The organism is Streptomyces sp. NPDC014894 (genome assembly GCF_043080985.1).
Classification (GTDB): domain Bacteria; phylum Actinomycetota; class Actinomycetes; order Streptomycetales; family Streptomycetaceae; genus Streptomyces.
Genome location: NZ_JBIBWD010000011.1, coordinates 109,595 through 128,474 on the forward strand (window position 1 = coordinate 109,595; position 18,880 = coordinate 128,474).

General features: G+C 71.8%; 15 protein-coding genes. 7 read left to right on the forward strand and 8 right to left on the reverse strand.

The features are described from left to right. Nucleotides 1–56: 56 nt before the first annotated feature. On the forward strand, nucleotides 57–1,256 hold the full coding sequence (locus ACF089_RS25695) for a MarP family serine protease (RefSeq protein ID WP_392031287.1): 1,200 nt from the start codon (nucleotides 57–59) through the stop codon (nucleotides 1,254–1,256). A gap of 105 nt (nucleotides 1,257–1,361) precedes the next feature. On the opposite strand, the gene ACF089_RS25700 is transcribed toward ACF089_RS25695, so the two are convergent. The 6 genes from ACF089_RS25700 to ACF089_RS25725 form a co-directional block, all read right to left on the reverse strand. After that, entirely contained in the window at nucleotides 1,362–1,550 is a 189-nt protein-coding gene (locus ACF089_RS25700; protein ID WP_392030897.1) for a hypothetical protein, read from the reverse strand. A 232-nt stretch (nucleotides 1,551–1,782) separates the two neighbouring features. After that, entirely contained in the window at nucleotides 1,783–2,715 is a 933-nt protein-coding gene (locus ACF089_RS25705; RefSeq protein WP_392030900.1) for an alpha/beta fold hydrolase, read from the reverse strand. Nucleotides 2,716–2,976: 261 nt separating this feature from the next. After that, nucleotides 2,977–3,432 (reverse strand): phage holin family protein, encoded by a 456-nt coding sequence (locus ACF089_RS25710; protein WP_392030902.1) that lies wholly within the window; start codon nucleotides 3,430–3,432, stop codon nucleotides 2,977–2,979. 82 nt (nucleotides 3,433–3,514) lie between these two features. Next, complete coding sequence (nhaA, locus tag ACF089_RS25715; protein WP_392030905.1) at nucleotides 3,515–4,909, reverse strand: Na+/H+ antiporter NhaA; 1,395 nt, start codon at nucleotides 4,907–4,909, stop codon at nucleotides 3,515–3,517. Nucleotides 4,910–5,250: 341 nt separating this feature from the next. Next, complete coding sequence (gene acs, locus ACF089_RS25720; protein ID WP_392030908.1) at nucleotides 5,251–7,206, reverse strand: acetate--CoA ligase; 1,956 nt, start codon at nucleotides 7,204–7,206, stop codon at nucleotides 5,251–5,253. Between the two features lie 313 nt (nucleotides 7,207–7,519). Next, the gene (locus tag ACF089_RS25725; RefSeq protein ID WP_392030911.1) at nucleotides 7,520–9,859 is read right to left on the reverse strand and encodes a bifunctional SulP family inorganic anion transporter/carbonic anhydrase; all 2,340 of its coding nucleotides are present in this window, start codon (nucleotides 9,857–9,859) and stop codon (nucleotides 7,520–7,522) included. 281 nt (nucleotides 9,860–10,140) lie between these two features. On the opposite strand from ACF089_RS25725, the gene ACF089_RS25730 reads away from it, so the two are divergent. Next, nucleotides 10,141–11,433: a hypothetical protein gene (locus ACF089_RS25730; protein WP_392030914.1), complete on the forward strand. Its 1,293-nt coding sequence runs from the start codon at nucleotides 10,141–10,143 to the stop codon at nucleotides 11,431–11,433. Here ACF089_RS25730 and ACF089_RS25735 read toward each other — a convergent pair. After that, entirely contained in the window at nucleotides 11,411–12,406 is a 996-nt protein-coding gene (locus ACF089_RS25735) for an ATP-binding protein (protein ID WP_392030917.1), read from the reverse strand. The genes ACF089_RS25730 and ACF089_RS25735 overlap by 23 nt on opposite strands. Nucleotides 12,407–12,508: 102 nt before the next feature. Between ACF089_RS25735 and ACF089_RS25740 the strand changes: the two genes are divergently transcribed. Continuing rightward, a complete protein-coding gene (locus tag ACF089_RS25740) occupies nucleotides 12,509–13,357 on the forward strand; it encodes an oxidoreductase (RefSeq protein ID WP_392030920.1) in 849 nt (282 codons plus the stop codon). A gap of 309 nt (nucleotides 13,358–13,666) precedes the next feature. On the opposite strand, the gene ACF089_RS25745 is transcribed toward ACF089_RS25740, so the two are convergent. Then, entirely contained in the window at nucleotides 13,667–14,563 is an 897-nt protein-coding gene (locus ACF089_RS25745) for an HAD family hydrolase (RefSeq protein ID WP_392030923.1), read from the reverse strand. A 457-nt stretch (nucleotides 14,564–15,020) separates the two neighbouring features. Here ACF089_RS25745 and ssd point away from each other — a divergent pair, with 457 nt between their 5' ends. Genes ssd through ACF089_RS25765 form a run of 4 tightly spaced genes read left to right on the forward strand, consistent with a single transcriptional unit; the run spans nucleotide 15,021 to nucleotide 18,875 of the window. After that, entirely contained in the window at nucleotides 15,021–16,130 is a 1,110-nt protein-coding gene (gene ssd, locus ACF089_RS25750) for a septum site-determining protein Ssd (RefSeq protein ID WP_392030926.1), read from the forward strand. Then, entirely contained in the window at nucleotides 16,127–17,275 is a 1,149-nt protein-coding gene (locus ACF089_RS25755; RefSeq protein WP_392030929.1) for a TadA family conjugal transfer-associated ATPase, read from the forward strand. The genes ssd and ACF089_RS25755 overlap by 4 nt, the downstream gene beginning before the upstream one ends. Next, the gene (locus ACF089_RS25760) at nucleotides 17,272–18,123 is read left to right on the forward strand and encodes a type II secretion system F family protein (protein ID WP_392030932.1); all 852 of its coding nucleotides are present in this window, start codon (nucleotides 17,272–17,274) and stop codon (nucleotides 18,121–18,123) included. The genes ACF089_RS25755 and ACF089_RS25760 overlap by 4 nt, the downstream gene beginning before the upstream one ends. After that, nucleotides 18,120–18,875 carry a type II secretion system F family protein gene (locus ACF089_RS25765; RefSeq protein ID WP_392031290.1) on the forward strand — a complete coding sequence of 252 codons (756 nt, stop codon included), beginning with the start codon at nucleotides 18,120–18,122 and terminating at the stop codon, nucleotides 18,873–18,875. The genes ACF089_RS25760 and ACF089_RS25765 overlap by 4 nt, the downstream gene beginning before the upstream one ends. Nucleotides 18,876–18,880: the final 5 nt, after the last annotated feature.

Consider the following 18,880-nt stretch of genomic DNA (forward strand, 5'->3'; position numbering starts at 1 on the left):
GCGGACCGGACCGACCGTCCGGTGACGAAGGCGATGAAGCTGCGAGGCAAATGACGGTGAACGTGCTGGACATCCTGTTGCTGATCGCCGCCGTGTGGTTCGCGATCATCGGCTATCGCCAGGGCTTCGTCGTCGGCATTCTGTCGGTGATCGGATTCCTCGGCGGCGGGCTGATCGCGGTCTATCTGCTGCCCGTGCTCTGGGACGAGCTGACGGACGGCTCCGAGGTGTCCACGACCGTCGCGGTGGTCGCCGTCGTCGTCGTGATCGTCTGCGCCTCCGTGGGCCAGGCCTTCACCACCCATCTCGGCAGCAAGCTCCGCCGGTACATCACCTGGTCGCCCGCGCGCGCCCTGGACGCGACCGGCGGCGCGCTGGTCAATGTGGTCGCGATGCTGCTGGTGGCCTGGTTGATCGGCTCGGCGCTCGCGGGGACCGCGCTGCCCACCGTCGGCAAGGAGGTCCGCAGCTCGAAGGTGCTGCTCGGGGTCGCCCAGGTGATGCCGGACCAGGCGTCCACCTGGTTCACCGACTTCTCCTCCGTGCTCGCGCAGCGCGGACTGCCGCAGGTCTTCAGCCCCTTCGCCAATGAGCCGATCACCGAGGTGAAGCCCCCCGACCCGGCGCTGATCGGCAGCCCGGTCGCCGCCCGCGCCCAGAAGTCCATCGTCAAGGTCGTCGGCACCGCGCAGAGCTGCAACAAGGTCCTGGAAGGCACCGGATTCGTCTTCGGCGAGCGCCGGGTCATGACCAACGCCCATGTCGTGGGCGGGGTCGACGAGCCGACCGTGCAGATAGGCGGAGAGGGCCGGCTGTACGACGCGAAGGTCGTGCTCTACGACTGGCAGCGCGATATCGCCGTCCTGGACGTGCCCGACCTCAAGGCCAAGCCGCTGGAGTTCACCAAGACCGACGCGCGCACCGGCGACGGAGCCATCGTCGCGGGCTTCCCGGAGAACGGCGCGTACGACGTCCGCTCGGCCCGGGTCCGCGGCCGGATCGACGCCGACGGCCCCGACATCTACCACCGGGGCACCGTGGGCCGCGATGTCTACTCGCTCTACACCACGGTCCGCCAGGGCAACTCGGGCGGCCCGCTGCTCACCCCCGAGGGCAAGGTGTACGGAGTCATCTTCGCCCGGTCCCTCGACGACCCGGAGACCGGCTACGCCCTGACGGTCGACGAGATCGCCGGAGACATCGCGGCGGGACTGTCGGCCAATCAGGAAGTGGACAGCCAGGGGTGCGCGCTCTAGATCCGGGCTGCGGGATCCCGCAGGGCCCGGCCCGGATCCGGTCCGAGGGACCGGGCCCGGCCGGACCGCGGGGACTTCGGCCCGGACGCGCCGGGCCGGGCCCCGTCAGTGGCGGGTGTGGCGCAGACGCGCGGACACCCAGCGGGCGCGGCGCCTGAGAATGCGGGGGATGCCGATCCCCTGCCCGGAATGTTCGTGGCCCCGACCTCGCGGGCCATCGCTGTTGTGAGTGCTCGGCCCCTTGGCGGAGCGACGGTTGCGTACCGCGTCACCGTAGTCGTACGTCCAGCCCATACCGGGACGTGTGCCCGTGCCCCAAGGTCGGTAATCGTGCCGGGGCGGCCCAATTGGCCTATGCGCCAGGCAATTGGCTGTTCGTCGGACAGACGTTCTGTACGGGGCGTTCCAGGGCCTCGGCCGCGGTCGGGGCGGCCCCGGGCGGCGACCCCGAGGGGGGCTTACGAGGGTCGCGGTCCGGGCTCCCGGCGGCCGCCGTACGGGCTTTCGGGAGCCGAGGTCCGGCGGGTCAACGGCGGTCGGGCTCCGGGTCCTTGAGCCAGTTGATCAGTTCCGAGGAGAACGCCACCGGGTCCTCCTCGTGCGGGAAGTGACCGAGGCCGTCGAAGAGCCGCCAGCGGTAGGGGGCCTCCACATACTCGCCCGACCCCGCCGCGCTGCGGGTCCGCATCGCCGGGTCCAGGGAGCCGTGCAGATGGAGTGTCGGCACCCGCACCGGGCGCTTCATCCGGCGGTTGAACTGAATACCGTCCGGCCGCGCCATCGACCGCACCATCCAGCGGTACGGCTCGATCGAGCAGTGCGCCGTCGACGGAATGGCCATCGCCCGCCGGTAGGCCTCCAGCGCGGACTCCTCGGGCGGATTCGGCCCCGACCACTCCTGGATCAGCTTCCCCACCAGCGCGCCGTCGTCCGCGACCAGCTGACGTTCCGGCAGCCACGGCCGCTGGAAACCCCAGATGTACGATCCGGCCCGGCTCTGCGCGAAGTCCGAGACCATCGCCGAGCGCCAGCGGCGCGGATGCGGCATGGAGGAGACCGCGAGCCTGCGCACCAGCTTCGGCCGCATCACCGCGGCCGTCCACGCCAGATAGCCGCCCAGGTCATGACCGACCAGCGCCGCGTCCGGCTCGCCGAGCGAACGCACCACACCGGTGATGTCGAGCGCGAGGTTGGCCGGGTCGTAACCCCTCGGCGTACGGTCGCTGCCGCCCACGCCCCGCAGATCCATCGCCACCGCGCGGTACCCGGCGTCGGCGAGCGCCGGCAGCTGATGCCGCCAGGTCCACCAGAACTGAGGGAAACCGTGGAGAAGGAGAACCAGCGGCCCGTCGCCCATCTCGGCGATGTGGAAGCGCGCTCCGTTGGCCGCCACGTCGCGATGGGTCCAGGGACCGTCGATGCGTACGGGGCTGCCGTTACCGGTTTCAGGGGCCGTCATGCTGACGAGCGTGCCATACCCGAGCATGTCGTGTTTCTCCCCGACCGTCCGGTCGGGCGAACCGGGCCGCCCGACGGCGGCGACGGGACGGGCCCGAGGCGGGAGCGGCGTCTCCCGGGAGTACGAACCGGGTCGTCCGGGGGCGGGAGCGGGGGCTTCCCGGGGCGGGAGGGGAGCCGTCCCCGGCCCGAGGGCCGGGGCTCGTCCCTGCGGCGCGGCTCAGGCCCAGACCGGGATCCGCTCCTGCGGCGCGGCCCGGGCTCAGGCCGGGATCCGCTCCTGCGGGCGGCTCTCCGGGAGGACGCGCGCGTCCCGGGGGTGCGGCTTGACGTTCTGCAGTACGGCCGCCGTCTCCTTCGCCGAGGCGATCGACCGCTCCGGCGGCTTGACCTTCTTGAACTTGGAGATCGCCAGCAGCGCCAGCAGCACCGCCAGCACCACGAACGCGCCGCCCACGATCAGGAACGACCAGGCGAGACCCAGCCCCAGATTGTGGATGCCGTACGCCGCCGCGAAGCTGAACACCGGCAGCGAGAAGAGCAGGAACACCCCCGCGATGCCTATGGCCAGCGAACCGATCGCGCCACGCTTGACGTCCTGCCGCAGCTCCGCCTTGGCCAGTGCGATCTCGTCGTGGACCAGTGCGGACATCTCGGCGGTCGCCGAGGCGACCAGCTGGCCGAGACTGCGCTCGGCACTGCTGCCGGGGTCGCTCATCGCTGCTCCCTCTCTCTCGGGTTCCGAGACTCTGTCTGTTCCTCGTCACGCCCCGGAAAAACTTCCCGGGTCCGACATCAGATCATGCCGGACCGTCGTCGTCGCCGCGCGACGCCCCCGCGACTTCCGCCAGGCGGCGGTGCTCGGCGGCCTTCTTCTCGTAGATCTCGGCCATCCGGGCGTGATAGGCCGGATTGTCCTGCTCGTAGACGTCGGGGATGCCGTCCTGGTCCTCGTCGCGCTCCTCCTCGTCGACGAGCGCCCGGTACCTGCGGACCCGGAGCTTGAGCAGCACCGCCGCCAGCACCGCCGCGATCAGCGATCCGACCAGCACCGAGGCCTTGACCTCGTCGGTGAGCGCCTGGTCGCCGGTGAAGGCCAGCTCCCCGATGAGCAGCGAGACGGTGAAGCCGATTCCGGCGAGGGTGGCGACGGCGAAGACATCGGGCCAGGCCAGTTCCTCGTTCAGCTCCGCCCGGGTGAATCGGGCCGCGAGCCAGGTGCCGCCGAAGATGCCGACGGCCTTGCCGACGACCAGTCCGAGGACGACGCCCAGCGTCTCGGGCTGGGTGAAGACATCGCCGAGCGCGCCGCCCGAGACGGCGACGCCCGCCGAGAACAGCGCGAACAGCGGGACGGCCAGCCCCGCCGAGAGGGGGCGCACCAGATGCTCGATGTGCTCACCGGGGGAGTGCTCCTCGCCCTCGCGGCGGGTGCAGCGCAGCATCAGACCCATCGCGACGCCGGCGATGGTGGCGTGGACCCCGCTGTTGTACATCAGCCCCCAGATGACCAGGGCCAGCGGGACGTACACGTACCAGCCGCGTACGCCCTTGCGGAGCAGCAGCCAGAAGACGGCGAGGCCGATGACCGCGCCGCCGAGGGCCGCGAAGTTCAGCTCGCTGGTGAAGAAGACCGCGATGATCAGTATCGCGAAGAGGTCGTCCACGACGGCGAGGGTGAGCAGGAACGCCCGGAGCGCGGAGGGCAGTGAGGTGCCGATGACCGCGAGCACGGCGAGGGCGAAGGCGATGTCGGTGGCGGTGGGGACGGCCCAGCCGTCGGTGGAGCCGCCGCCGATGGTGTTGACCAGGAGATAGACCAGTGCGGGCGCGGCCATGCCGCAGATCGCGGCGATGACGGGGAGCGCCGCCGCCTTGGGGTCGCTCAGCTCGCCCGCGACCAGCTCGCGCTTCAGCTCGATGCCGGCGACGAAGAAGAAGATCGCGAGCAGTCCGTCGGCGGCCCAGTGCTGGATGGACAGATCCAGGCCCAGGGCCGCCGGGCCTATGTGGAAGGAGCGCAGGGCGTCGTAGCTGTCGCTGAGGGGGGTGTTCGCCCAGATCAGCGCGGCGATGGCGGCGACGAGCAGCAGTACGCCGCCCACGGTCTCGGTGCGCAGGGCGTCGGTGACGAAGGTGCGCTCGGGCAGGGAGAGCCGGCCGAGGAATTTACGGGGGGTGGGTGCGGCGGCCATAGGGGGGAACCTCCGGTCGGTCGGGCAGGGCAAAGCACATGCCGACCAGACTTCCCGGCGCACCTATTCTTCTTGTCGCGATATTGACGCGGTCTTTACCTTACCCAAGAGTGCGAGCTTCAAGGGCACGGAGCGTGGGGCGCGGGGGTATATCCGGCTATCTTCGCTTGATCTTACTTTAGGGGCATACGGGGTCATCCGCTCATCCCAGGCGGAGGGCGGTGGCCGCCCGCGCGCCGAAACGCGCGTACGGGCGCCCGGGGCGGTGGCCCCGAGACGCCCGTACGCGGTGCTCGTCCCGCGCCGTGCTCCGGACGGATCCTCCGGGTCGGCGCGGTGGATCAGTCCTCGGAGGCCGCGCCCGGCAGCCGCGTCTGGATCAGGTCCATCACGGAGGAGTCGGTCAGTGTGGTGACATCGCCCAGCTGCCGGTTCTCCGCCACGTCGCGCAGCAGCCGGCGCATGATCTTGCCGGAGCGGGTCTTGGGCAGCTCGGCCACCGGCAGGATCCGCTTGGGCTTGGCGATCGGGCCGAGGGTCGCGCCCACATGGTTGCGCAACTCCGCGACCAGGCCCTCGTCCTCGGTGGCCGTGCCGCGCAGGATGACGAACGCCACGATCGCCTGCCCGGTCGTCTCGTCGGCCGCGCCGACGACCGCCGCCTCGGCCACCTTGGGGTGGGAGACCAGCGCGGACTCGACCTCGGTGGTCGAGATGTTGTGACCGGAGACCAGCATCACGTCGTCGACCCGGCCCAGCAGCCAGATGTCGCCGTCGGCGTCCTTCTTCGCGCCGTCGCCCGCGAAGTACTTGCCCTCGAAACGCGACCAGTAGGTGTCGATGAACCGCTGGTCGTCGCCCCAGATGGTGCGCAGCATCGACGGCCACGGCTCGGTGAGGACGAGATAGCCGCCCCCGCCGTTCGGCACCTCGTTGGCCTCGTCGTCCACGACGGTGGCCGCGATGCCGGGCAGCGCGCGCTGCGCGGAGCCGGGCTTGGTCTCGGTGACGCCCGGCAGGGGGGAGATCATCATCGCGCCGGTCTCGGTCTGCCACCAGGTGTCGACGATCGGGGCCTTGCCCGCGCCGATGTGCTCCCGGTACCAGATCCACGCCTCGGGGTTGATCGGCTCGCCGACCGACCCGAGCACCCGCAGGCTCGACAGGTCGAACTTGGCGGGGATGTCGTCGCCCCACTTCATGAACGTGCGGATCGCGGTGGGCGCGGTGTAGAGGATCGTGACGCCGTACTTCTGCACGATCTCCCAGAACCGCCCCTGGTGGGGGGTGTCGGGGGTGCCCTCGTACATCACCTGGGTCGCGCCGTTGGCCAGCGGGCCGTACACGATGTAGGAGTGGCCGGTCACCCAGCCGATGTCGGCGGTGCACCAGTAGACGTCCGACTCCGGCTTGAGGTCGAAGACGGCGTGGTGGGTGTAGGCGGCCTGGGTGAGATAGCCGCCGGAGGTGTGCAGGATGCCCTTGGGCTTACCGGTGGTGCCGGAGGTGTAGAGGATGAAGAGCGGGTGCTCCGCGTCGAACGCCTCGGGGGTGTGCTCGGCCGGCTGGCGGTCCACGATGTCGTGCCACCACACGTCGCGGCCCTCGGTGAAGGCGGTGTCCTCGCCCGTGCGCCGGACCACGAGCACATGCTCGACCTGCGGACACTTGGCGACGGCCTCGTCGATCGCGGGCTTGAGCGCGCTCGGCTTGCCCCGGCGGTAGCCGCCGTCGGCGGTGATCACCAGCTTGGCGTCGGCGTCCTGGATCCGGGAGGCGACGGCGTCGGCGGAGAACCCGCCGAAGACGACCGAGTGCGCCGCGCCGATACGGGCGCAGGCCAGCATCGCGACGGCCGCCTCGGGGATCATCGGCAGATAGACGGCGACCCGGTCGCCCTTGCGGACCCCGAGTTCGGTCAGGGCGTTCGCGGCGCGGGAGACCTCGTCCTTGAGCTGGGCGTAGGTGACGGCCCGGCTGTCGCCCGGCTCACCCTCGAAGTGGATCGCGACCCGGTCGCCGTTTCCGGCCTCGACATGGCGGTCCACGCAGTTGTACGCGACGTTCAGCTCGCCGTCCGCGAACCATTTGGCGAAGGGCGGGTTGCTCCAGTCGAGCGTCTCGGTCGGCTCGGTGGCCCACGTGAGCCTCCGTGCCTGCTCGGCCCAGAAGCCAAGCCTGTCCGCCTCGGCCTGCTCGTACGCCTCCGCAGTGACATTGGCGTCCGCGGCCAGCTCGGCCGGCGGCGCGAATCGCCGCTCTTCCTTGAGCAGGTTGGCCAGGCTTTCGTTGCTCACGACATCTCCCTTTCCCAGGGCGTCCTCTGTGCGTATGTGTCCGAAGCCATAGCTCACCAGCCGGAGAGCCGGGTGACAAGAGCCTTCCGATAATTGGTTTAGACCTATTGGGCTCCGGGTGGTGGCCGAGGTCCGGGCGGGAGCGCCGGGGACGGGCGGTACGGATGGTTCCCGAAGGCGGCCCCTTCTCCCCGGGCGGCGGGAAGAAGGGGCCACTCGTCTACACGGACGGGCCGCGCGATCGGTTCAGACTTTCCCCCGGACGGCCGATTCCGTACGGCTGATTCTGAATGGCCGCCGCCGGACGGCCGGTTCAGGCGCGGGCCTTCGCCAGCGACGAGGAGGCGGGGGCCACCCGGTCGAAGACCGCGTCGTACACATGCTCGTCGCTGCTCGCGAGCAGATACGCCTGGGCCTCGCCGACATGGAAGTACATCCCGTGCAGCTTCAGCGTGCCCTCGGAGAGCCGCCGGGCGACCGCGTCATGGGCCCGCAGATGCTCCAACTGCTGCACCACATTGGTCAGACACAGCTGCTCCACCGCGTCGGCGGGCAGCCGGCCCGAGATCCGCGCCCAGGACCGGTGCCGGCTTCTCATCGTCTCCAGACTCGGCAGCCCGTGCCGCAGCCAGCGCCGCAGCGGGGTGTGCGCGCCCACCGGAGGGGCGGAGAGCAGGGCCTGCATCGCCCCGCAGCCGGAGTGTCCGCAGACGGTGATCGAATCGACCTGGAGCACCTCCACGGCGTACTCGATCGCCGCGGCCACCGAGTCGTCACCGCCCTCCACCCCGGGCAGCGGAACGAGATTGCCCATATTGCGCACGGTGAACAGATCCCCGGGGCCGCTGGACGTGATCATGCTGGTGACCACGCGGGAATCGGCGCAGGTGAGGAAGAGCTGTGAGGGGCGCTGGCCCTCGCGCTCCAGCCGGGCCAGCTCGTCCCGGACCAGTGGGGCCGTGTCGCGCTGGAAGGAGCTGACGCCGTCGGCGAGCGGATGCGCGGTGGTGCGCTCGGGGCGGCCCTCGCAGTGGTGGTTGCGCCAGGGGGTCCAGGGGCGACAGCAGCCGTCCGTCTCCGAGGCGGCCTCGCTGATCCGGGATCCGGAGCGGCCGGTGAACTCCACCGATCCGCCCTGCGACACATGGGAGGTCTGCCAGTCGTGCAGCGCCTCGTACGCCGCGTGGTCCATGAAGGAGCCGTCCAGCTCGACCACGCACTCGGCGCCGGGGGGCACCTGGCTCAGCGCCCTGCTCAGCCGGGGCACGGCGAGAAAGGTCAGCTGCCCGCGCACCCGGACCCGGTGGATCCCGTCCTGCTCGTCCTCGGTGATGCGGGTGCGGGTCAGCCGGTGCAGCGCGACCGCGACCGCCACCGCGATCCCGATCACGACGCCCTCCAGCACCCCGGTGATCACGACGGAGCCCAGGGTCGCCGCGTACACCAGCATCTCGCGATTCCGGCGGACGCTGCGCAGATGGGTGATGTTGACCATCTGGACGCCCACGACCATCACCAGCGCGGCGAGCGCCGCGAGCGGGATCAGATCGAGGACGGGGACCAGCAGCAGCGCGGCGAGCACCACCCACAGGCCGTGGAGCATGGTGGAGTGGCGGCTCACCGCCCCGGCCGAGACATTGGCCGAACTGCGTACGGCCACACCGGTGATCGGCAGTCCGCCGAGCGCGCCGGAGACCACATTGGCCGCGCCCTGGCCGGCCAGCTCCCGGTCGAGATCGGCGCGCGGGACGCGGACGTCCGGCACCTTGCGGGCCGCCGCCAGCTTGTCGACGGCGACGGCGGACAGCAGGGACTCCACACTGCCGACGAGGGTGATGGTCAGCACGGCGGCGACCAGGCCCAGCGCGGGGCCCTGCGGCATTCCGGGCAGGGCGTGGCTGCTCCACGAGGGCAGATCGACGCGCGGCAGATGGAGCGAGGCCACCGCGGCGGCGGTGGTCGCGCCCGCCACCGCGGCGAGCGCGGCCGGGATCCTCCGGACGATTCGGCCCGCGCGTCCGGGGATCCGGGGCCAGGCCAGCAGCACGGCGACGGTCAGGGCGCTGACCGAGATCGCGGCGGGGTGCAGGGCGGCCAACTGGGCGGGCAGCGCCCGGACGTTCTCCACGGCCGAACTCTGCGGGGTGCCGCCGAGCACGATGTGGAGCTGTGCGAGGGCGATGGTCACGCCGATGCCGGCGAGCATGCCGTGGACGATCGCCGGGCTGACGGCGAGCGCCGAGCGGGCCACCCGCAGTGCGGCGAGTCCCAGTTGGGCGAATCCGGCGAGGACGGTGATGGCGCAGGTGACGCGCCAGCCGTACTGCTGGATCAGATCGGCGGTGACGACGGTCAGTCCCGCCGCCGGTCCGCTGACCTGGAGCGGAGCCCCGCCGAACCGGCCGACGACGATTCCGCCGACCGCCGCGGCGACCAGTCCGGCCTGGAGCGGGGCGCCGGTGGCGAGTGCGATGCCGAGCGAGAGCGGCAGCGCGATCAGGAATACGGCGATGGACGCGGAGACGTCGGAGCCGGCGATACGGAATCGCCGGGGGTCTCCGCTTTTTCGCGGGGGGCTGTGGGGGCTGCCCCGGCCGGTCTTCCGGGGCTTGTGCGAGGGGTCTTCGGTGCGGGTGGGGGCGCAGGCGGACATGATTTCCCGTCTCCTCCGGGCGGCGCGGTCGCGGAATGTGGGGCGCGGCCGTGAGTCACGGCATGCAGCGGCGGGATCCTCAACTTTCAGTAAATTGATCGTAATGCAGAGTAAAGACACTGGCTCGATTTTCTGGGCAAATGGGGCAGTGTTTCACCCGTTTCAGTGATTAGTGCGCTTAATGCGGCTCGTCGTGCACCCTCTTCGCCTTCCGCGATGTGACTTTTGCTCCGACGTCGCCAGTCCGAAAAGCACAAAGTCATATGAAAGAGGGTGGGCGGATGAAGGCCGCCACAATGAGGGTCGCCGTGGGCGTGGCCGCCACGGCTGCGATCGCGGGACTAGCGGGCTGCGGCGGACCCGGCGCGGACGCCGAAAAGGAGGGAGCCCCCGGGGCCCGGAAGGCGGCCGCCGCCCCCAAGGCCGCGCCGCGCCTGATCGGCGACGGCTCCACCGCCTTCACCGGGATCCAGCCCGGTCAGCTCCGGCCGGAGCGGCTGAAGCCCGGTGAGCGGCCGCCGCAGTTCGTGGTCTATTCCTGGGACGGGGCCGGCGAGGACAGCCAGCGGCTCTTCTCGCACTTCCGCACGGTGGGCAAGAAGTACAACGCCACCATGACCTACTTCCTCAGCGGTGTGTATCTCCTGCCCGAGGAGAAATCGGATCTGTACCTTCCGCCGCAGCACTCCGCCGGGCGCTCCGACATCGGATTCAATGACACCGAGGGCATCAGGGCGACCGTGCGCGAACTGCGCGGCGCCTGGCAGGACGGCAATGAGGTGGGCACCCACTTCAACGGCCACTTCTGCGGTACGGACGGCGGAGTGGGCACCTGGTCCGTCGACGAGTGGAAGAGCGAGATCGCCCAGGCCAAGTCCTTTGTGAAGAACTGGAAGTCGAACTCCGGACTGACCGGCGAACAACCCCTTCCGTTCGACTACGACAAGGAACTGGTCGGGGCCCGCACCCCCTGTCTGGAGGGCCGCGCCAACTTCGTGCGGGCGGCGGGCGAATTGGGATTCCGCTACGACACCAGCGGGGTCAACGACCAGATCTGGCCCGAGAAGGACCAGGGTCTGTGGGATCTCTCGCTCCAGCTGGTCCCGTTCCCCGGGCGTGACTTCGAGACCCTGTCGATGGACTACAACTTCATGATCAATCAGTCGGGGACGGTCAAGGGGGACCCCGCGTCGCACGAGTACTGGGGCGACCAGATGCGGGACGGCCTCGTGCAGGCGTTCGACCGTGCGTACCGGGGGAACCGGGCCCCGCTGATCATCGGCAACCACTTCGAGTCCTGGAACGGCGGCACCTACATGCGTGCCATCGAGGAGTCGATCGCCACGGTCTGTGTGCAGAAGGACGTGCGGTGCGTCTCCTTCAAGCAGCTCGCCGACTGGCTCGACGCCCAGGACCCGGAGGTCCTGCGGAAACTGCGCACCCTGGAGGTGGGCCAGTCGCCGAAGCAGGGCTGGGAGAGCTTCCTCGCCGCCCAGCCCGTCGCCCCGGCGGGCCGGCCGGCCAAGCCCGTGGCGGCCGCCTCACACGCGGTCAGGCCGGAAGCGGATCACTGACGTCGGCCATCTCCTCGCCGAGGACGAAGGCGGGGTCGACCTGGGCCGCCAGGTCGGCCCCCGTCTTCGCGTTCCCCCAGCTCTCGGCGTTCTTCAGGTGGAAGTGGACCATCTGGCGGGTGTACCGGTCCCAGTCGCGCAGCGCGTACGAGTCCTCGGCGGTGTCCTGAAGGGTCTGGAGCGTCATCCGGTTCTCCGCCTCCAGCAGCTCGAACCGCCGGGGCCGGCCCTTCTCCATCGCCCGGACCCAGTCGGAGTGGCCCACGGTCACCAGGAGGTCCTCGCCCACCTCCTCGCGGAGGAACTCCACGTCGTCGCGGCCCTGCACCTTGTTCCCGACCACCTTCAGCTCGACGCCGAAGTCCCGTGCGTACTCCTTGTACTGACGGTAGACGGACACGCCCTTGCGGGTCGGCTCGGCCACCAGGAAGGTCATGTCGAAGCGGGTGAACATCCCGGAGGCGAAGGAGTCCGAGCCTGCGGTCATGTCGACCACCACATACTCCTCGGGCCCGTCGACCAGATGATTCAGGCACAGCTCCACCGCGCCCACCTTGGAGTGGTAGCAGGCCACTCCGAGGTCCGACTCGGTGAACGGCCCCGTCGCCATCAGCCGGATGTCCCCGTCGTCGAGCCGGACCGTACGCGCGCAGGCGTCGTAGACCGGATTGCTCTCGCTGACGCGAAGCAGCCGGGAGCCCGCGCCGGGAGGAGTCGTCTTGATCATGGTGTCGGCGGAGGCGATCCGGGGGTTGGAGCCCCGCAGATACTCCTTGATCAGCGGCAGTTGCGCGCCCATCGCGGGCAGCGCCCCGGCCTGCTCCTCGTCGAGGCCGAGCGCGGCCCCGAGATGCTGGTTGATGTCGGCGTCGATGGCGACGACAGCCGCTTCATTGGCGGCCAGATGACGGATGAAGAGCGAGGACAGCGTGGTCTTGCCGCTGCCGCCCTTCCCTACGAAAGCGATCTTCATGTTCACCTAGGGTAGTGGTTCGGTTGCCGGGTGCTGTCAAGTCGAGTGAAGAAGACCACTCCAAGGTGGGGCGTGCGCGGGTGGCGCGTAGCCTCGCTGCCTATGAGTACGAATGCCTCGTCCGCCTCATCCGACCCGTCGGCCGATCCGCTGGCCGTGCTCGCCTCCCTGCCGGGCGTCGCCGAGTCCGTGGACTCCGTGCGCAAGGCCGTCGACCGGGTCTACGGGCACCGGGTCATGCGACGGCGGAGCACCGAGGTCACCTCGGAGGCGGCGCTGCGCGGGGCCCGCGGTTCCGCCGCGCTCTCCGGCGCGGACTGGGCGCTGGAGGAGGTCCGCAGGCGGACCGACTTCAGCGGCGATCCCGAGGCCCGTACCGTCGGCGCCGCGCTGCGGCTCACGGCGGAGGCGGGTCAACTCCTCTCGGTCTGGCGGCAGTCGCCGCTGCGGGTGCTGGCGAGACTCCATCTGGTCGCCGCCGGCGGAGCCGGCGAGGACGACACCGCGGGCCGCCCCAGGCTCCCGGGGGAGCCGGTCGCGGAGCCGCTGATCGAGGCCCCGCTCCCGAGGGCCGAGGAGGTGGGCGGCCGGCTGGACGGTCTCGCCGCGCTGCTCGTAGCGGGCAGCGCCGCGCCGACCCCGGTGATCGCCGCCGTGGTCCACGGCGAACTGCTGGCGCTGCGGCCCTTCGGCTCGTACAACGGCCTGGTCGCACGGGCCGCCGAGCGGATCGTGCTGATCGGCGGCGGGCTCGACCCCAAGTCGATCTGTCCGGCGGAGGTCGGCCACGCCGAGCAGGGCCGGGCGGCGTACGCGGCCGCCTTCGAGGGTTATCTCTCCGGTACGCCGGAGGGGATGGCGGGGTGGATCGCGCACTGCGCGCGCTCGGCCGAGCTGGGGGTCAGGGAGTCCACGGCAGTCTGTGAGGCGCTCCAGCGCGGAGCGGCCTGAGAAGCCCCGGACAGGGTTGCGGCGGTACCGGAAGAGGTACCGCCGCTGGCATGTCCACCGAGGTACCAAGCGTCCTCGATCTGCTGTGCCCATCAGGCCGGGAACTATGGCCCGTTGCCTGGTGCGGCTGGCCCGTATTCGACGGGTCGACGTCGCGTGGGTTCTCAGCTTCCATGCTCGGTCCGTGGGGCCTTCATGCGTTTCACAGGTGATCCTCTCGGACGTCCTTGGTCTCGCGGGCCGTTGACTCCTTTGTACTCCGGTGCCCCAGGAAGCGGAACCCTTTGCTCCAGTTCTTTACTTTTCCGTTCAAATACGGGCAAATCGTTCGGCGAGGTCGCCCAGGGCCGCAGCGGCCGTCCGGGCCGCCGCCCCGCGCCTGCGATTCGCGTACCAGACCAGCCCCGCGGTGGCCGCCGCCGCGCCCACCGCTGCCGCCGCCACCAGTGCCGGGCGGGGCGGCATGGAGAAGGCGGGCAGCCGCTGCTTCAGCCGGACCGGCCGGTTGAAGACGAGAACCGGCCAGTCCCGGGCATTCGCCTCGCGGCGGAACGCGCGGTCCGGATTCACGGCATAGGGATGTCCGACGGATTCCAGCATCGGCACATCGGTCACGGAGTCGCTGTACGCATAGCAGCGTGAGAGGTCGTATCCCTCGGAGGCGGCGAGCTCCTTGACGGCCTCGGCCTTTGTGGGGCCGTAGGCGTAGTACTCCACCTCGCCGGTGAAGCAGCCGTCGTCGCCCACCACCATCCGCGTGGCGACCACCCGGTCGGCGCCCAGCAGCTCGCCGATCGGCTCGACCACCTCGGCTCCCGAGGTGGAGACGATCACCACATCGCGGCCCGCGGTGTGGTGCTCCTCGATGAGGGACGCCGCCTCGTCATAGATGATCGGGTCGATCAGATCGTGCAGCGTCTCGGCCACGATCTCCTTCACCTGCTGGACGTTCCAGCCCTTGCAGAGTGCGGAGAGGTACTCCCTCATCCGTTCCATCTGGTCGTGGTCGGCGCCGCCCGCGAGAAAAACGAACTGTGCATAGGCGGTGCGCAGTACGGCCCGTCGGTTGATCAGGCCGCCTTGGTAGAAGGACTTGCTGAAGGTCAGCGTCGAAGACTTCGCAATGACCGTCTTGTCCAGGTCGAAGAACGCGGCTGCGCGAGGCAAGGAGTGGTTATCCACGAGCAGAGCATAGGTGCCCGCCATTCGGCGTACGCCCGGGCGTGTGGGTTTGCCTGAGAAGGCTCTCGGGTACACCATGGAAGTCACGGATCGTTCGCGACCGTGCTAACCCGGTCCGGCTCCTCCCCCCCCGAGCCGGCCGGAGAGACGACCCCCGCTCTCCCCCCCGGCGGGGGTCGTCGCATGTCCGGACGCGTTTTCTTACTCCGTTCGAGATCCATTCCGATCCCTCCCCCTTCTTCCGGCCCCGGTCGGACGAGGCCTGCCACCACTCTGCATCGTTACTGTGCGTAGCGGAAGAGGTGCGCCAGGGAGTCACCGGTTCGGGCTGCGGAGTTATTCACAAGCGACGGCCCGTCCACAGATTTCCGGCAAGATCCACACGATTTCCGAGTACGTCGCACCGTGATTCCGGCCGCGCAGTTCGCGGGGCCCCGGAATCACCGATCCCGTATCGAACGGGGATCGCCGCAAACAGGGGGTGGAGATCGTGGCTGGATCTATCACATCGAAGGGGACGCCGGCCGCCGCGGAACGGCGGGCGGGACCTCTGATCGTCACCGAGGACGTGGAGCTGCTCGACGATCTGCTGCGGCTGTGCGCCGCGGCGGGAGCCGAGCCGGAAGTCCACCATTCGCTGCCGGAGGACCGGGGAAGCTGGGAGCGCGCTCCCCTGATCCTGGTCGGCGACGACGCGGCGGCGCGCTGCCGGGGCGCCGCCCGCAGGCGCGGGGTGCTGCTCGTCGGGCGCGAGCAGGACGACCCGGACGTCTGGCGGCTCGCGGTGGAGATCGGGGCGGACAGCGTCCTGCGGCTGCCCGACGCCGAGCGCTGGCTGGTCGACCGGATCGCCGATGTGGCCGAGGGCGTCGAGGAGCGGGCGCTGACGGTCGGCGTGATGGGCGGCCGGGGCGGCGCGGGGGCGTCCACCCTCGCCTGCGCCCTGGCGGTGACCGCGGCCCGGGCCGGCCGGCGCACCATGCTCATCGACGGGGACCCGCTCGGCGGCGGCATCGACGTCCTCCTCGGCGGGGAGCAGGCGGAGGGGCGGCGATGGCCGGATTTCGCCTCTTCGAAGGGGCGAGTGGCGGGCGGCGCGCTGGAGGAGTCGCTCCCCGAGCTGCATCAGCTGCGCGTACTCAGCTGGGACCGGGGCGACTCGGTCGTCGTCCCGCCCGAGGCCATGCGATCCGTGCTCGCGGCGGCCCGCAGACGCGGCGGAGTGGTCGTGGTCGACCTGCCGCGCCGGGTGGACGAGGCCGTGGCGGAGGCGCTGGCCCAGCTCGACCTCGGACTGCTGGTGGTGCCGGGCGAGCTGCGGGCCGTCGCCGCCGCGAACCGGGTGGCGTCGGTGGTCGGCATGGTCCTCCCGGACCTGCGCGTGGTGGCGCGCGGCCCGTACGACTCGGGGCTCGACGACGGCTGGGTCGCCGCCTCGCTGGGCCTTCCGCTCGCCGGAGAGCTGCCCTGGGAGACCGGGCCGCCCGCCGGCCGCGCCGAGGGCGTGCCTCCGGGCCGGGACGGCGGTCCGCTGGCCCGTTTCTGCACCGCCTTCTGGGACCGCGCCGGGATCGGGGGGACCGCCTCATGAGCGCCGGACTCCTGGACGCGGTACGGCAGAGGCTCGCCCAGAGCGGTGCCGAACCGACCCCGGCGCGGGTCGCCGCGGCCCTGCGGGCGCAGGGGCGGCTGCTGGGCGACGCCGAAGTCCTCGGCGGCACCGAACAGCTGCGCCGCGAGCTGGTCGGCACCGGGCCGCTGGAGCCGCTGCTCGCCGATCCCTCCGTGACGGATGTGCTGGTCTCCGCGCCCGACCGGGTCTGGGTCGACCGGGGCCGAGGTCTGGAGCCCGCCGGGGTCACCTTCACGGACGCCGCGGCGGTGCGCCGGCTGGCCCAGCGGCTCGCCGCCGTGGCGGAGCGCCGGCTGGACGACGCCCGGCCCTGGGTGGACGCCCGGCTGCCGGACGGCACCCGGATGCACGCGGTGATCCCGCCGGTGGCGGTCGGCTCGACCTGTCTGTCGCTGCGGGTGGTGCGCCCCCGGGCCTTCTCGATGGAGGAGCTGACGGCGGCGGGCACGGTGCCGCCCGGCGGGGAGCGGGTGCTGCGGGCCCTGGTGGAGGCCCGGCTCTCGTACCTGATCAGCGGCGGCACCGGCACGGGCAAGACCACACTCCTCGCGGCGCTGCTCGGGCTCGTGGGGGAGCGCGAGCGGATCGTGCTCGCCGAGGACTCCGCGGAGCTGCGGCCCGACCACCCCCATGTGGTGCGGCTGGAGTCCCGCACGGCGAATCAGGAGGGCGCGGGCCGGGTGACCCTGCGGGACCTGGTGCGCCAGGCCCTGCGGATGAGACCGGACCGGCTCGTCGTCGGAGAGGTCCGGGGCGGTGAAGTGACAGAACTGCTCAGCGCCCTCAATACCGGGCACGAGGGCGGCTGCGGCACCGTCCACGCCAACGCGGCGGCGGACGTCCCCGCGCGGCTCGAGGCGCTCGGCACGGCCGCCGGCCTCGACCGGTCGGCGCTCCACAGCCAGCTGGCGGCGGCGCTCTCGGTGGTGATCCATCTCGTACGCGACCGGGGCGGTCGGCGGCGGATCGCCGAGGTGCATGTCCTGGAGCGGGACGCGGCGGGTCTGGTGCGCACCGTTCCCGCGCTGCGGTGGGGCGAGAAGGCGTTCGTCCGTGAGCGGGGCTGGGAGCGGCTGCGGCGGCTGACCGGCGGCGCGCCGTGATCGCGGCGGATCCCCTCCACGCCGCCGCGGTGTGCGCGGGGGCGGCGGCCCTGCTGATCGCGGGGCGCGACCGGGGGTGGCACCGGGCGCGGCTGCTGCTCGCGGGCGGGCTCCCGGCCGAGCCGGCCCCGTGGTGGACCCGGGAACGGCTGCTGCCGGTGGTGCGGACGCGGCGGGAGTGGCTGTGCGTGCCGGCGGCGCTGCTCCTGGCGGTGCTCGCGGAATCCGTGCTGCCGCTGCTCGCCGGAGCGGTGGCGGTGCCGCTGGCCGGCCGGCGGCTGAGGGCGGTGGAGCGGGCGCGGGAGCGCGAGCGGCGGTCCGAGGCGGTCATCGCGCTGTGCGGAGCGGTCGCAGGCGAGCTGAGGGCGGGCCTCCAGCCCGCTCGGGCGCTGGTCTGCGCCGCGGGGTCCACCCGGGCCCTGGGGGCGGCTCAGACGGCCGTGACGGCCGCGGCCCGGTTCGGCGGCGATGTGCCGCAGGCGCTGCGGGAGGCGGCCCGGGAGCCGGGCGCGGAGGGTCTGGCGGGGCTCGCGGCCTGCTGGCGGGTGGCCGTGGAGAGCGGGGCCGGTCTGGCGGCCGGGCTCGACCGGCTGGAGACGGCTCTGCGGGCGGAGCGGGACCAGCGGGAGGATCTGCGCACCCAGCTGGCCGGAGCCCGGTCGACCATCGGACTGCTGGCACTGCTTCCCGCGGTCGGGCTGGCCATGGGCTGGGCCCTGGGCGCCGATCCCCTGCGGGTCCTGTTCCACACCCCGGCGGGACTGATGTGTCTGCTGGTCGGCGGGGCGCTGGAGGCCGCCGGGCTGTGCTGGGCCGCCCGGATCGTACGCGCGGGGCGGCCGTGCTGACCGGGGAGGCCGCGCCCGGGCCGACGGCGGCGGTGGCGCTCGCGGCGGTGCTCCTCCTGGGCCTCGCGGTCGCCGCGCTGCGCGACGGACGCAGGGCGCGCGGGCGCGGCGAGGCGCTGCTGGGGGTGGCGCGGGCCCGGCGGCGGTGGCGGCCGGAGCCCGGGGCGCGGTTGCGGATCTGGGGCCCGCCGCTGGTGGCGCTGGCCGCCGGTTGGTTCCTCGTGGAGGGGGCGCTCGGGCTGGGCGCGGGGCTCGCCGCCGGCTGGGCGGTGCGGCGATGGCGGCCGGGGACCAGGGCCCCGGCCCCGGAGGCGGACCGGAGGCTTCCGCTCGCTGCCGATCTGCTGGCGGCCTGTCTCTCGGCCGGCGCGGGCCCCAGGGAGGCCGCGGAGGCGGTCGGCGAGGCCCTGGGCGGCCCGGTCGGCGAACGGCTCTCACAGGCCGCCGCGGAGCTTCGGCTCGGCGGCGAACCGGGGCGGGCCTGGGCCTCCTTCGCCCGGCTGCCGGGCGCGGCGGAGCTGGCCCGCTGTCTGGAGCGGGCCGGCACCACGGGCGCTCCGGCGGGCGAGCCGGTCTCCCGGCTGGCGAGCCGCCTGCGGGCGGACCGGGCGCGCGCCGCCGGGGCCCGGGGCCGCCGGGCCCAGGTGCTGATCACGGCCCCGGTGGGGCTCTGCTTCCTGCCCGCGTTCCTGGCGGTCGGGGTGGCGCCCGTGGTGATCGGACTCGCGGAAGGACTGCTGCACGGTGAATGAAACGG

Bases quoted from the DNA above. Each gene is read 5' to 3' on its own strand.
- ACF089_RS25735 (WP_392030917.1), bottom strand. From the start codon at position 12,406: ATGAAGATCGCTTTCGTAGGGAAGGGCGGCAGCGGCAAGACCACGCTG.
- ACF089_RS25725 (WP_392030911.1), bottom strand. From the start codon at position 9,859: ATGTCCGCCTGCGCCCCCACCCGCACCGAAGACCCCTCGCACAAGCCC.
- ACF089_RS25740 (WP_392030920.1), top strand. From the start codon at position 12,509: ATGAGTACGAATGCCTCGTCCGCCTCATCCGACCCGTCGGCCGATCCG.
- ACF089_RS25730 (WP_392030914.1), top strand. From the start codon at position 10,141: ATGAAGGCCGCCACAATGAGGGTCGCCGTGGGCGTGGCCGCCACGGCT.
- nhaA (WP_392030905.1), bottom strand. From the start codon at position 4,909: ATGGCCGCCGCACCCACCCCCCGTAAATTCCTCGGCCGGCTCTCCCTG.
- ACF089_RS25710 (WP_392030902.1), bottom strand. From the start codon at position 3,432: ATGAGCGACCCCGGCAGCAGTGCCGAGCGCAGTCTCGGCCAGCTGGTC.
- ACF089_RS25705 (WP_392030900.1), bottom strand. From the start codon at position 2,715: ATGACGGCCCCTGAAACCGGTAACGGCAGCCCCGTACGCATCGACGGT.
- ACF089_RS25755 (WP_392030929.1), top strand. From the start codon at position 16,127: ATGAGCGCCGGACTCCTGGACGCGGTACGGCAGAGGCTCGCCCAGAGC.
- ACF089_RS25745 (WP_392030923.1), bottom strand. From the start codon at position 14,563: ATGGCGGGCACCTATGCTCTGCTCGTGGATAACCACTCCTTGCCTCGC.
- ACF089_RS25700 (WP_392030897.1), bottom strand. From the start codon at position 1,550: ATGGGCTGGACGTACGACTACGGTGACGCGGTACGCAACCGTCGCTCC.